This is a genomic window from Nostoc sp. MG11 (genome assembly GCF_014904695.1).
In the GTDB taxonomy this organism is placed as follows: Bacteria; Cyanobacteriota; Cyanobacteriia; order Cyanobacteriales; family Nostocaceae; genus Komarekiella.
This window is the reverse complement of the sequence record NZ_JACXXN010000003.1, coordinates 169516-183718: the sequence shown is the minus strand read 5'-3', so window position 1 is coordinate 183718 and position 14203 is coordinate 169516. Positions and strand designations below refer to the sequence as shown.

The window sequence follows — 14203 nt, the reverse complement described above, 5'->3', positions numbered from 1 at the left end:
ATAGGGCATCTGCTTACTCTTGCTGATGCCTATGTCTCAATTCGCAATACCTAAAAATCACGCTCTTAGCTTGAAAAGTTCAGAGCGTTGGCGGAAGCTTGTGGATGTGGTTTTTATTGAAGCGAAAGTTTGTATTTGGTTGTTGTCTGATATTTTTCGCCGGGATGTAGTATTACAGACGGAAATGCAGACTCATTGGGCGAATTGGGAAAATGCTGCGTTTCTAAACATACTGCTGCATATTTTTCAATTGCTTTACCGTTATCAGTTTTGAGTGTACTATCTAAGTTCTTGCCTGAATAAAACTGTATGCCCGGCTGGTCTGTAAATACTTCTAATTTTCTGCCGCTTATATCGTCAGTTAATATTGCTATTGGGCTGACTAAATCCTCTTTTTTATTCAACACATAATTATGATCATATCCACCAATTTCGTTGATTATTACACCAATTTTTTTAGGTTGTTTAAAATCAAAGGCAGTACCTATTACTGATTTGATTTCACCTGTAGGAATACTATTGCTATCTGTAGGCGTGTAGTTATCTGCATCAATCATTAGGGTATGATTTAAGCTTGTATTGCTGACATCGCCTGTTAAATTGAAATAAGAATGATTAGTTAAATTAACCGGGGTCGCTTTATCTGTTTTGGCGTTATATTCAATTCTTAGTTCGTTATCGTCTGTAAATGAGTAACGAACCGTTACTTCTAGGTTGCCAGGATAACCCTCTTCTCCATCCTCACTCAGATAGCTTAGTAGTAATTCAGGTATATCACTATCAAGAATTTTTGCATCCCATACTACTTTGTCAAAGCCTTTGTTGCCGCCATGTAGATGATTTTCGCCATTATTAATAGTTAACGAATAAGCTTCCTCGCCAATCTGGAACTTTCCTTTTGCAATCCGATTGGCAAAACGAGCAATCAAAGCACCAAAATAGGGTGGTTTTGCTAAGTAGCTTTCTAAATTATTATATCCGATGACGATACTTGATTTGTTTTTGTTTTTATCTGCTGAAATCCATGTAGTAATGATACCTCCATAATTAGTGATTTTTAACTGGTCGTCGTTTTTGTTAGTAAATGTAAATAGATAAACTGGGTGATTATCTACTTTAGCAAAATTTTCTTTAATAATACCGAATTTTGAAGTTGTGTTGTTTGTCTGATTATCTAGCTGATGATAGTTTGACATGTTTACTGATGTAGACATTATTAATTTTTGGCGTTGCTAAATATAAGTATGAGAATCTTACGCAGAGACGCACATACTCCAATTCAGCAATACCTAATTTTTTTTACTATGTTCAAATGCTCAATGAAAATGTAATATGTTTTGTTTTCTAGCTAATTAGAAGGTAGCTCTAATAGTTTGCTAAAGAAACTTGGCTTTTTAAAGGGAAAAGTGTGCATATTTTTAATCCCTTTCCCTTTCCCTTTTCCCCAGCCTTCACTTAGCATTTTTAGGTTGGTGAACTACTGGTTTGATGTTAATTACATTTCTTCTAACTCAATTCCTTTGGTTTCCTTAATAAAAAAGAGAACGAAGAACAAAGAGATAGCTGCTGCGGTTGTATAAAGACCATAGGCAGAACCTAACCCGAAATATTGCAGTATGGGAGGAAATGTCGTAGAAATGACGAAATTCGCAACCCATTGCATTGCAGCTGCAACTGAAAGTGCAGCACCTCGAATTTTGTTGTTAAACATTTCTCCCAACAACACCCAGACCACTGGCCCCCAGGAGAAACCGAAGCAAAACACATAGAGGTTAGCTGCTAGGAGAGCTACAATACCCGCTGAGCCGCTCAAGGTGGGATTACCAGCAGCATCTAGCTGAGCGGTTCCAAAAATAGTAGCCATCGTTCCCAATGTTAGGGTCATGCCGAGTGACCCTAGGATCAGCAGGGGCTTGCGACCAAATTTGTCTACGAAGGCGATCGCAATCAGTGTTGTAATAATGTTGACGTTGATTTTTCAACGTCTGGAACGTCTGCGGAGGCGATCAATCATTACCGCCACAATGATTACTAGACCTTTGACGACTAGTTGCCAGAAGTAAGACATGTTCAATAGGGTCAAACCATTGTTGAGAACAGCAATGATCAATGCACCTAGAAGGGTTCCGCCAATCGTACCAATGCCGCCTGTAAAGCTAGTTCCACCAAGAATTACGGCAGCGATCGCATCTAATTCGTAACCCTGGCCTAACATGCCAGTAGCACTATAAAGACGGCTGGCGCTCATTATTCCTGCTAAACCCGCTAGCATTCCACTGACGCCATAGACAAATAGCAAGACGCGATTTACTTTGATACCAGTTAGTCGTGCTGCTCGTTCGTTACCACCAACAGCGTAGATTTGCACTCCTAAAACAGTTTGTCTGAGAACAAACCAACTAACTAATACAGTCAGTAGAGCAATGATTACTAGCCAAGGAAGGGGCCCCAAATAGTCATTACCCACCCAAGCAAAATTTATATCGCGGTTAATCACCGTTGTGCCATTGGCAACCAAAAAGGCAGCACCCCGTAGAGCAGTGAGTGAACCCAGCGTGACAATAAAAGGCGGTACATCCAAAAAGGTGATCAGAGCGCCGTTGACTAAGCCTAAAAGCAATCCTGTTAGTAAACCAGCCGGCACAGCCACCCAACCTAAAGCGGGAAGTAGGGATACAAGTACGGCAACTACGGCAGAAACACCCAATATTGACCCAACTGAAAGGTCAATACCTCCGGTCAGAATCACAAACGTCATTCCTGTTGCCAGCACAATGTTGATGGATGCCTGGCGCAATATATTAACGAGGTTGCCGCCTGTGAGGAAGTTAGGAGAAAGGAATGTAAATAAAATGCAGATAATTACTAGAATTGGCAGAATACCTGCAATCTCTAGCAGAGTGCTGATTGATTGACGCTTGCGCGATGTTGAATCCTTGCCTAGTCTGTTATTGGCAGGCTTTAACGTATGACTCATGATCCTAGTACCTCCGATGCTCCAGTTGCGTAGTGCATAATTTTTTCTTGGGTAATTTCTTTACCAAGACTGCCATCCAGTTCACCCACCAGTTGTCCTTCTCGCATCACTAGGACGCGATCGCTCATTCCCACAACCTCTGTTAGTTCGCTGGAAACCATGAGAATGGCAACGCCTTGTGCTGCCAACTCGCTCATAATTCGGTAAATTTCGCTTTTAGCACCGATATCTACGCCACGTGTCGGCTCATCCAACATCAATACTCTCGGCTTAATGGCTAGCCAACGCGCTAACAGTAGCTTCTGCTGATTGCCACCAGAAAGATCCACTGCTCTAATTTCTAAATTGGCCAGCCGAATATTGAAGTTTTCTACCGCTTGCGTTGCCAGCTGATTAACTGAACCCCAATTAACGATGCCAGCCTTTGCATCTTGCTTGAGTGTGTTGATAGCAATATTCTTACGAGCACTCATCTCCAGAAATAAACCCTGGTCTTTGCGGTCTTCCGGGACGTAACCAATTCCGGCTGCAATGGCATCACTAGGCGAATTAATATGCAGTTTTTTACCATTTAGGAATACTTCACCACTTGCCTTGTGATCAGCACCAAAAATCAGCCGGGATACTTCCGTACGTCCTGCACCAACTAGCCCAGCTAGACCAAGAATCTCTCCAGCATGAATTTTTAAACTCATCGGCTCAATCTTGCGTCCGTCGCTGATATTTCTGACTTCTAGCACTACTGGGCCAGGATTCATTTGCCGTTGATGTTCGTAAAAATCCTCCATAGGACGACCAACCATCATCTGCACCAATCGCTGTGGAGAAATTTCATCCCGCGTAAGACTACCAATGTATTGACCATCACGCAGCACACTAATTCGGTCAGCCAGGGCATATATTTCTTCCATGCGGTGGCTGATGTAGATAATGGCAATGCCATCATTCCGCAGTTTGCGAATTACCTCAAATAAATGCTCAGTCTCGCGGTCAGATAGGGCTGCTGTCGGCTCATCCATCACCAAAACGCGGCTTTTATCTTTCAGCGCCCGCGCAATTTCCACCTGTTGCTGTTCGGCGATCAACAAGCTACCAACCACAGTCTGGGCTGTAAAGTTGGCTCCCAGGCTTTGGAGCACCTGCTGTGCTTCAATTTCCATACCTTTGCGGTCTAAAAATTGACCTCGCTGTAACTCGCTACCCATAAAAATATTTTCGGTAACGGTTAAATTGGGTGCAACATTTAGTTCTTGATAAATCAGATTAATACCAGCTTTACGTGCTGTACTCGGATCGGTAATTTTTACAGGGCTACCATTGATGCGAATCTCGCCTTCGTCAGCAATGTAAGCTCCAGCCAAGATTTTCATCAATGTGCTTTTGCCTGCCCCGTTCTCACCCATGAGGGCGTGAACCTCTCCCGGATAAATCGTAAGATTGACGTTTTGGAGAGCAGGTACACCATGAAATCGTTTCCCAATCCCTTGCATTTCTAATACAGGGGTAGTGGTTGGTGTATCAGAAAAAGAAGTTTCAGTAGTTGTTGTCATAAACGAATCCTGTAAAAAAATTGAGTGAGGAGTCAAGGGTCAAGGGTCAGTATTTATTCCCTCTGCCCCTCTGCTTCCTCATCTCCGCAATTCCCACTTACCAACCTTGGGAGGTGTTGACGTTATCTTTTGTGATCAACTTGACTGGAATCAGAATGTTGGGTGATTCAGGTTTTTTGCCATGCAGAATGTCGTTGCCAACCTGAACTGCTTTTCGGGTCATTGCTGTGGGATTTTGAGTAGCAGTCGCAGCATATAGACTGTTGTTGGATGCGATCGCCTGGATTGCTTCTGGCGCACCATCAACGCCAACAATGAAAAATTCCTTGCGTTTGGCTTGGTTAGCTGCTAAATCTACTCCCACGCCACTTGGATCGTTGATGGCAAAGACAGCATCAATTTTGGGATAGGTTGTCAGCAGATCGCTCATTACTTTCAGCCCTCCATCCCGGCTCCCTTCTGCGTTCTGGTCTTTAGAAAGTATTTTTATATCGGGATATTTGGATAATACCTTTTGGCAGCCATCAACTCGCTGGATCACTGAGGACACCGGCGGGCCGTTAACTATTACTACATTGCCTTTGCCTTTGAGGCGATCAACAATATATTTACAAGCCACCTCGCCGGCTTGCAGATTATCGGTGGTAACTGTAGCATCCACATCTGCATCAACGGCTGTGTCTACCGCAATCACGATTTGACCTGCTTTCCTTGCTCTATCGACTGCTGGTCTAATTGCTTTACTATCAGCAGCATTCAGGATAATTATGTCAGTGTCAGCAGCAACGAAATTTTCGATTTGGTTGGTTTGTTGGTTGAGATCGTAGCCACTGGAAACCACAGTAACTCTAACATCATCACCGCCAATCCTCTTGGCTTCTTTCTCAGCTCCCTGTCCCATGAGGACGAAGAAGGGATTACTTAGATCGCCAACGGTGACTCCGACTGATCGCAATTTGACATCCTGATTACTATCTTTGCTCTGTGTAGCTGTGTTGGTAGCAGTGTAGGTATCAGTGTTAGTAGCAGTATTGTTATTGGGAGAGGTATTTGTGCAGCCGACAATAGTACTACTAAAAATACTTAAGATACTAGCTGCGATCGCAATTTTTTTCATATTCATCAATATCTAACAACACATTTGAATTTGAGAAAGGTCAGCAAACTCTAAATCTGCAATGTCATCACAAGATGAACTAGGTCTGAAAACTTCAGACCCAATTTAGTGACACTGCTAGCTTTTGCCATCTCAACTGTTCTCAAACGTCATGTGATATCACTTGATTGGAGTTATTGCTATTAGTTCACTAAATTAGCTTTTTGGTTTTTTAAAGCAAAATCATGAGTGTTGCACTATCTCAAAGATCCACTTTATTTTTTTGTAAAAGTATATTTGGAAGTGCATGGATTGAAAACGGCTTTTAAGTAGCGGGTTTGAATTAAATATAAAACCCCTGTAGGGTGTGTTAACGCGAAGCGCGTAACGCACCATTTCTAGTTTTTGGTGCATTACAGAAGCCGTAACACACCCTACTATCTGCTAATTATTTGTGCCTACCTACTTAACTAAATTTTGAGCCTTATGCTATCAAATTTGCAAATTTTGATGGTATTTGACTATTATTAATAGTTTATCCTGCATTATCACAAAAAAATTAACTCCCTTTATCGAACTTTACAAAACAAAGAAGACTATTCTGTTTCTAAGCAATTCAAGCTTTTTCTCTCAGAGAATTTACGAAAATTAAGCAGCATTCATCTGAGGCTAAATTTAAAAAACTTAACATTTATAACTCCAATTTCCAGTCATCTGCACACATATTTTATATGCGACGTGCTACTCAGATTTAGAAAACGCTCTACCCAGTTTAGTCTTGCCGAAAAATGTTTGCTCATCAGAATAAGCAACAAATAATCGCTATCTGCACAAGGTCAATCAAATATATTGTCTGTGCGGGATTTTGGAAATTTTTGCCTGTCCTACTACCGGATATTTAGAGTTTGATTGTTGTAGGTAAATATTTAGCAACTAAATCTTTATAGTATAGCTTTAGTTTTTGCCAACCAAGAGAAATAGAATTTTTTGAATATAAATCGTAGGGATTGAATAAATTCACCCATTTAAACATTCATTTATCATGTTTATTTATCAAATGCTCGTATGCATTTTCACGGTGTTGGGGATAAAACAAGTGATAGCGGAGAATGTACAATGCAAGTTCGGGGAAATAGTTTTTCATTAAATGATTTCTATACCATCATGACCCTACGAAATATGTACATTATTCCAATTTACAATTCGGCTCATAAACACCATATTTGCTATTACACATAAAGTTATTACAACTAGTATAAAATTGTACAGTTGGTTGAGATGATTCAACCTATAAAACTATTTTACCGTGTCTTTGGTAGGCGTTTTTTAATTCCTGGATTCAGCGATAGCTTTACTTTCTTTTACTATGTTGTCTGGCTCAAGATAGCGATTTAGTAAGTCCTCTTCCCACTCTTTTAGAGAATGCAAGGGATTGTTTTGAGGATGAGCAATAGAATGTTTTAGAGTTTGAGACATATCTTTGTTAAATGATACTTTTGCGCTCCATTTTTTGCAGACGTGTGCATAAACTTGTCATAGATTTATTCTTGCACACGTGTGCAAGAATAGTGTGTTAAGTTTTTTTGCACATTTTGACTCCGTTCCCCATACATTTGAAAATTGCTGTAAATCAGGATTAACTGTTGCTTAAACTGTCTGAAGTCCAATATCAAACGTTGCTGCGTAACCAAGATTTGTTTTGGTGAGTGTAAGTAACAATTGCTCTCCACCGTCTTTAAAGATCCAATCTTCAGTATTCCTCAGCGTACGCTGTCCTCTGCTGGCGTATGGTGCATGTGTATACACCTGATCTGTGATCGAGTCATCAAAGTATAGTTGTGACGTAAACTCATAATTCTGTCTTGATGTCGGATCTGTGCGTACCTTAAAATGGATATGGACTCCTCTACCCTCGTACCAACCAGGGTAGATGGTTGTGAACTGGACGGTTCCATTTGCGTCTGTCACTTGATACCCGCGCAGGAATTTTTTGCCGACGGTATTGAAACTTGGGTCTTTTACATCAGAATAAATACCTAGGGCGTCACAATGCCAAATATCTGCGATCGCACCAACAAGCGGCGTGCAACCAGTACTATTAAACTGAGAAACACGAAGCGTTAGTTTGAGTGGTATACCGTCTTTCACCGAACCATCCGAAGGATCAGAGCGGATATCGGAGCGGTTGAGCTTCTCGTCTACAAAATACGGGCCTTCGGTCTGCTGTGGTCTGACGACACACGTTGGCAATGTTGTAGGTAAGGATACACTAAATTGTATGTGTGCAGAAGAGTGAGACTTTCTAGGCATGCATCCAAAAAGCGTTGCTGCTACAGTTGTCCTAAATAGCGCCAGTGTTTCTCTTCGACTCAGAATCCGACCTACTTGATGATCGTCGTTTTTCATACTATGTATTTGCCTTAACACTGAATTGTTTCAGGTGTTGCTAAATTATTCAAATGATTATTAAACGTTTTTAAATTGGTGGTTTATTAATATGCAAGACTCAGTATTTATTATATTTATTGCCTTCGGATGCATCTGGCTATTGATGGGAGTTGGTGGTTGGATAGCACTTCTCAAATCAGAAGGTGAAGAAATTCGGATTGGTAAATGGGGACTTATTGTTGCTATCCCGATCATTATTCCAATTGTCTTTGCTCTGATCATTGGAGTACTATACCGCTAACTGCATTGCCTATCTTGGGGGTGAGGTGAGGCTTTTGCTGAGTTCAGCTAAATTGGAAAATTATTTGTGGTCATTTCTTAATGCTGTGCTACTACCTCGCGTTACTAAAAAAGGAGATAAAACGAGATTTTCCACACTTTTCCCCTGTACTAAATCGAGTAACATTTGCATAGCAGAGCAACCAATTTCTAACATTGGCTGGGAAACTGTCGTGAGTGGCGGTGTCACGAAACGGGACAGAGCAATACCATCAAATCCGACTAAACTTAAATCTCGTGGTACTGAAATACCTAATTCCTGACAAGCCAATAGAGCGCCAACTGTTACCATATCGTTATAACAAAAGATGCCAGTTACCTCAGCAGTAAATAGTTTAGATAGCATCTTTTGACCAGTACCAACATCGCTTGTTCTGATATTATCTTCATCATTAATTGCAACCCAATCATCAATTTGTGGTAGACCGGCTTCAGCAAGAGCGATTCGATATCCTTCTAGGCGCTGTTGATTTGATCTGCTGCGATCGCCCACACCTAAATAACCAATAGAAGTGTGTCCTAGACTTACTAGATGCTCTACAGCCAATTTAGCACCTAAGCGATCGTCTATTGCTACTGAGTGAAACATTTCTAATTGATCTTCGGCCTGGCTATTAATTAGAACTGTTGGTACAGCAATTTGTATTAGTTGCTTTGTATGCTGTTTACTAATTCGTGAGTCGGCTACCAAAATACCGTCTACTCTACGGCGATGAAAATTATCAATAGCTGCTATTTCCTGCTCCAAATCTCGATGTGAAGTACTTAACACAACACTCAAGCCTGCTGGCCTAGCAACCTGTTCGATTCCCTCTACTACCTCAGCAAAAAAAGGATCTGCTATTGAAGTTACTACTACTCCAATGGTATTAGTACGTGAAGAAAGCAAGCTTTGAGCAATAGCATTGGGTACATAGCTCATCTCTCGCGCCAGTTGCTTAATTTCCTCTCGCACTTTCGGGCTAATTAGAGGGTTATCTCGTAAAGCGCGTGAAACTGTAGAATGAGAAACACCTGCTCTGCGAGCAATATCTTCAATTGAAACTCTTCGTTTACTCATTATTTTACTTTAAAAGACAATTGCACACGTGTGCATAATTATATATTTTAGAGAACTAGAGTTATTTATCAACAGATTCTCATACAAATCGTAATTAGGTCTTGTCGGTATCATTGTACTGCGCTAGAACACCGATTCTTTTGTAGAGACGTTGCAATGCAACGTCTCTACAGTTAACGAAAATTGGTCGTTTTACCGAAAATAAATCGGGTTTTTGCCATTACTGAATCGATGCTCTAGGTATTGCGGAAATACTCACTCTGACAGGATTTAGGCAACTGGTGCATACTCTGTAAAAGGCGAGGCGTAGGCGTAGCCCATCGCGGCTACTAGTACAAAAGCACTTGCCATTAGACTGGACGAAGACCGAGAATGTAAATTAGTAAAATTAATTGATATTCTTTGGGTAAGAAAGAGCAGGAATGAGAGAATTTATTAGGATGTGTTTTGTGTCCAATAATGGGGAAAAGCGGAAGACAGAGATTAAATTAATAAATTAATAATTACTATTGACTAATTCAAATATTTGTGAATATGGCTGTTGCATTTTTTTACTTTTATGCGGAATTGAATGATTTTTTACCACGGCATCAAAAGCAGGTGAGAATATCCCATTGTTTTGAGGAAAGAGCCTCAATTAAGGACATGATTGAAGCGTTGGGTGTTCCTCATCCAGAAGTTGACTGTATAGAAGTTAATGGTGAATATGTAAATTTTTCTTATATTGTTCAAGATGGAGATACTATCAATGTTTATCCGATATCTGCGAGGAACATTGCTAAACCCAGTATTTTTATTTTACCTAAACCACTCAGTGTTATCCGTTTTGTTTTAGATATTCATTTAGGTAAGTTAGCAACATCTCTACGACTTTTAGGCTTTGATACTTTATATCGCAATGACTACGAAGATGAGGAATTAGCAAATATTTCCTACAGTCAAACACGCATTCTTTTAACTCGCGATCGCGGTTTATTGATGCGTAGTTTAGTAACTTATGGATATTATGTGAGAAACACTAATCCTCAGCAACAAATTTTGGAAGTACTGCGACGTTTCGACTTGTTTGAATTAGTATCTCCTTTTCAACGATGTTTGCGTTGCAATGGTTTGTTAGAACCTGTAGATAAACAAGCCGTTATTGAGCAAGTTCCAGAAACGGTGCGATCGCAGATAGATGAATTTAATCGCTGTGAAGAATGTGGTCAGATTTATTGGAAAGGGTCACATTATGAACGACTGCAACAATTTATTGATGGAGTAATTGACTCTAGAAGAGTTGAATGATCAAGCGATCGCATCTTAACTTTGTTTTTAACTATTAGGATTTTTTCTCAACCAGCAATCCATTTATGTAAGTTCTTTTTGAATTATCTATGCTGTTAATGTTCTTGTCTTTGGTAGAACCAGTACCCTCAACGGTTTTTTTTACCTTATTTATGCCTTTTCTAAAAGTCCTGACATAAATTTCAGAATAAGTACTGCAAGACTGGCAATATCCTCCTGATATAGTTTCCATTTGCACCGGAGTTATTTCATCCATAAATAACTGTACATCAGTAGTATGGAAGTTGAAATCTATTATTTTAGCCATTGTTTTAGGTTTCTATATTTCATAGCAGGCAGAGCAAACACTATTTAAATGCTGGATTTCTTCGACTCTGAAAATTTTATAAATTATACATACAGCAGTTGGTATTTTCATGAATCACATGTAGAGACGTTACATGTAACGTCTCATTTTTATCAGCATTAAAAAATAAGATGTGTTTGCTCTGGTTGAGTAAGTCAGTAATGTTTATCATTCAGATTGAAAACTGCTTGCACCTGGAACGTTAGCAATAAGCATTTGACGTTCTCCAAGATTTTCTGTGCCTTCCTCTGGACGATTCAAATCATCAGTAAGGGAATTTTGATCTGTCTGTCCGTTGATTTCCTCTGTTTCGATGGGAGCCGCTTCGTGTTCAAGATTAAGAGAGCGGGGAGGTTCTTTAGCGTGAGATAAATCAATGGGTGGATTTGGTTGTTCGGAAGCCATGAGTTGCTAAATAATATAGTTTTCTATAGTGTTGAATTTATTTTGAATCCAAACATCTTTCTTGAGAAAGAAACCCACGGATGCTATGGGAGTAACCTAAAAGACTATGACATTAATTTTAGCCCTCGATTTTGGTGGAACTAAACTAGCAGCAGCGATGGTGAATGTCGGTTCTAGAGAGTGGTTGCGTTATGAACGCCGTTTGTCGCCAGCAAAAGCAGATGCTAGTACTGATTTGGAAATTATGCGATCGCTTATTTATTCTCTGCTGCAAGGAACAAAACCAGCTGCTATTGGTGTCAGCTTTGGGGGGCCAGTAGATGCTTCCACGGGAACGGTGCGACTATCTCATCATGTCCCCGGATGGGAAAATATTCCTCTCAAACACTTGTTGGAGGATGAATTTGGTGTTCCGGTTGGTGTAGATAACGATGCTAATGTGGCTGCTTTAGGAGAACATCGCTTTGGTGCAGGAGAAGGATACGATAGCCTGTTTTACATCACAGTCAGCACAGGTGTGGGTGGTGGTTGGATACTCAACGGTAAACCTTGGCGGGGTGCAGGTGGAATGGCTGGTGAAATTGGACACATAGTTGTAGATCCTGCTGGGCCAGTATGTTTGTGTGGTAAGCGGGGATGTGTGGAACGGTTGGCGTCGGGGCCCTATATGGCGCAAAATGCTAGGGAAATTTTGGAAAACGTAGACGCGTCAGCGGCTTCCCGGAGAGTACCGCCAAGTCGCCTTCTCTGCGAGAGGCTCCGCCAACGCGAAGCGTTTCGAAGAGAAGGACGCCAAGGAGGAGAGATTTTGAGGGGTTTGGTGGGGGATGATTTAAAGTTGCTGACGGGACAGCTGGTGAGTGAGGCGGCGGCGGCTGGGGATGATTTGGCTAAGGAAGTTTTGCACAAGGCTGCTTGGGCGTTGGGTGTGGGTATTGGCAATGTGGCGAACTTGATGAATCCGCAACGCTTTGTGTTGGGAGGTGGTGTAACGAAGGCGGGAGACGATTTTTGGCAAGTGTTACAACGAGTGGCGCTGGAGATAGCTTTACCAGAAGTTGATTTTGAAATTGTCCCGGCGGTTCTGGGTGATGATGCACCATTATGGGGGGCGGTGGCGCTTACTTCTATATGAAAAAAATATTATTCAAACCATTTGGTGAATATATGAAAGATTTCATTGCTCAAAGCGATCGCCTTTGAATCATGACATGATCACATCATGTAAAATCAAGCGATCGCCTCACTCTTTGCCACATCAAAATCATTGTAAAAATAGCATGATATTAACAGTCTTTATGAAAATAAAACTTCACATTAAATTTGAGTTATATTTTAACAATTAATAAATGACAGCGATAGTTATATGATCTGCTGCCTAAATCCCGAATGTGCGAATCCTCAAAATCCTGATGAAGCAAACTTCTGCCTCAGCTGCGGGATAAAATTGGTATCGTTATTACGAAATCGTTACCGAATTATTAAACTGCTTGGACGAGGGGGATTTGCTCGCACATACATTGCAGAGGATATAGACAAGCTTAATGAAGAATGCGTTGTCAAGCAGTTAGTACGAGATCAATTTTATGGCGGTCGCGGCAGTGATGCACAGAAAAAGGCGACTGAGTTGTTTGAGCGAGAAGCAAAACGTCTGCAAGAGCTAGGGAAACATGATCAAATTCCCACGCTGTATGCTTACTTTAAAGAAGGTGACTTCCTATATTTAGTACAGGAGTTTATCGAAGGACAAAATTTGTTGCAGGAATTAAACCAGCAGGGAATATTTGATGAAGTAAAAATTCGAGAGATATTAAGTGGTTTGTTACCTGTCCTGGGAGCAATACATCAACAGCAAGTGATTCACCGAGATATTAAGCCAGAAAATATCATTCGCCGTCAAAATGATGGCAAGTTAGTGCTAATTGATTTTGGTGTTTCAAAACAAAAGACGGAAACAGTAAACTCTACACCAGGAACAATCATTGGTTCTTTGGGTTATGCAGCAATTGAGCAAATTCAGCTAGGTGAAGCTTATCCTGCTAGTGATATTTACAGTTTGGGAATAACTTGCTTTTATCTGTTGACTAATATTTCTCCCTCACAACTTTGGCTAAAACAGGGCTATAGTTGGGCTTCTCGTTGGCGACAGTATTTGACGCAGCCACTAAGTCAGGAATTAGGGCTAATTATTGATAAATTGCTACAAGAAAACTATGAACAGCGTTATCAGTCAGCAAAGGCAGTATTACAAGATTTGAATTCTCTGCCAGCGCCACAGTTTATAATACCTCACACAGTAATCTCGTCTCCTAACCCATTACCACCACACTCAGAAATTACAGAACAACCAACTAAATATATACCGCAATTCTCCACTTGGAAATTCTTACCAGGGGCAGTAATCGCAAGTTCAGGTAGTTCATTTTTAGCGATCGCTATTCTAAGTTTTGTCGGAACTATCTGGATTAGCTCTGGATTATGGCTACTAATTTTAGGTTGCTTAATCTTTTCTCAATCTCGCTCGCTTTTTGAAAAAGTTTATTTATTTGTGATTGCTATAATTACAAATATATTCATTGCATTTATATTCCAAAGTTTAAAAATCATTAATCCAATCCAATCAGGCATAAATGGGCTAATAGTTGTAGCATTACTAGTTATTTTGGCTGGCTTGTTGGCATTTATGATTCTGGGGATTTCTCAAATAATGAACAAATTTATCTCTCAATATTTTTGATTATTTAAATAAATTTAA

14 protein-coding genes and 1 pseudogene are annotated in these 14203 nt (G+C 40.4%); 4 read left to right on the top strand and 11 right to left on the bottom strand.

Going from position 1 to position 14203, the window contains the following annotated elements; genetic code table 11:
* Window positions 1-113: 113 nt before the first annotated feature.
* The 8 genes and pseudogenes from HCR01_RS06050 to HCR01_RS06020 form a co-directional block, all read right to left on the bottom strand.
* Complete coding sequence (locus HCR01_RS06050) at window positions 114-1214, bottom strand: aldose epimerase family protein (protein WP_226889160.1); 1101 nt, start codon at window positions 1212-1214, stop codon at window positions 114-116.
* Between the two features lie 281 nt (window positions 1215-1495).
* Window positions 1496-1960: an MFS transporter gene (locus HCR01_RS06045; RefSeq protein ID WP_320073088.1), complete on the bottom strand. Its 465-nt coding sequence runs from the start codon at window positions 1958-1960 to the stop codon at window positions 1496-1498.
* Between the two features lie 18 nt (window positions 1961-1978).
* Window positions 1979-2977, bottom strand: coding sequence for an ABC transporter permease subunit (locus tag HCR01_RS06040; protein WP_193195351.1), 999 nt, complete (start codon window positions 2975-2977; stop codon window positions 1979-1981).
* On the bottom strand, window positions 2974-4527 hold the full coding sequence (locus HCR01_RS06035) for a sugar ABC transporter ATP-binding protein (RefSeq protein WP_193195350.1): 1554 nt from the start codon (window positions 4525-4527) through the stop codon (window positions 2974-2976). The genes HCR01_RS06040 and HCR01_RS06035 overlap by 4 nt, the downstream gene beginning before the upstream one ends.
* Window positions 4528-4624: 97 nt before the next feature.
* Window positions 4625-5650, bottom strand: coding sequence for an ABC transporter substrate-binding protein (locus HCR01_RS06030; protein WP_226889159.1), 1026 nt, complete (start codon window positions 5648-5650; stop codon window positions 4625-4627).
* Window positions 5651-6521: 871 nt separating this feature from the next.
* A pseudogene (locus tag HCR01_RS40710) lies at window positions 6522-6767 on the bottom strand (inositol oxygenase family protein).
* A gap of 182 nt (window positions 6768-6949) precedes the next feature.
* Entirely contained in the window at window positions 6950-7099 is a 150-nt protein-coding gene (locus HCR01_RS38475) for a hypothetical protein (protein WP_226889158.1), read from the bottom strand.
* Window positions 7100-7270: 171 nt separating this feature from the next.
* A complete protein-coding gene (locus tag HCR01_RS06020) occupies window positions 7271-7873 on the bottom strand; it encodes an intradiol ring-cleavage dioxygenase (RefSeq protein WP_226889157.1) in 603 nt (200 codons plus the stop codon).
* A 247-nt stretch (window positions 7874-8120) separates the two neighbouring features.
* On the opposite strand from HCR01_RS06020, the gene HCR01_RS06015 reads away from it, so the two are divergent.
* Entirely contained in the window at window positions 8121-8312 is a 192-nt protein-coding gene (locus tag HCR01_RS06015; protein ID WP_193195348.1) for a hypothetical protein, read from the top strand.
* A gap of 60 nt (window positions 8313-8372) precedes the next feature.
* On the opposite strand, the gene HCR01_RS06010 is transcribed toward HCR01_RS06015, so the two are convergent.
* Entirely contained in the window at window positions 8373-9410 is a 1038-nt protein-coding gene (locus HCR01_RS06010; protein WP_193195347.1) for a LacI family DNA-binding transcriptional regulator, read from the bottom strand.
* 534 nt (window positions 9411-9944) lie between these two features.
* Here HCR01_RS06010 and HCR01_RS06005 point away from each other — a divergent pair.
* Window positions 9945-10697 (top strand): Mut7-C RNAse domain-containing protein, encoded by a 753-nt coding sequence (locus HCR01_RS06005; protein ID WP_193195346.1) that lies wholly within the window; start codon window positions 9945-9947, stop codon window positions 10695-10697.
* A gap of 34 nt (window positions 10698-10731) precedes the next feature.
* On the opposite strand, the gene HCR01_RS06000 is transcribed toward HCR01_RS06005, so the two are convergent.
* Window positions 10732-11004 (bottom strand): hypothetical protein, encoded by a 273-nt coding sequence (locus HCR01_RS06000; RefSeq protein WP_193195345.1) that lies wholly within the window; start codon window positions 11002-11004, stop codon window positions 10732-10734.
* 207 nt (window positions 11005-11211) lie between these two features.
* Window positions 11212-11448 (bottom strand): hypothetical protein, encoded by a 237-nt coding sequence (locus tag HCR01_RS05995; RefSeq protein ID WP_193195344.1) that lies wholly within the window; start codon window positions 11446-11448, stop codon window positions 11212-11214.
* Between the two features lie 106 nt (window positions 11449-11554).
* On the opposite strand from HCR01_RS05995, the gene HCR01_RS05990 reads away from it, so the two are divergent.
* Together HCR01_RS05990 and HCR01_RS05985 are read left to right on the top strand one after the other, a co-directional pair.
* On the top strand, window positions 11555-12583 hold the full coding sequence (locus tag HCR01_RS05990; RefSeq protein ID WP_193195343.1) for an ROK family protein: 1029 nt from the start codon (window positions 11555-11557) through the stop codon (window positions 12581-12583).
* Window positions 12584-12814: 231 nt separating this feature from the next.
* The gene (locus tag HCR01_RS05985) at window positions 12815-14185 is read left to right on the top strand and encodes a protein kinase domain-containing protein (RefSeq protein WP_193195342.1); all 1371 of its coding nucleotides are present in this window, start codon (window positions 12815-12817) and stop codon (window positions 14183-14185) included.
* The last annotated feature ends 18 nt before the right edge of the window (window positions 14186-14203 follow it).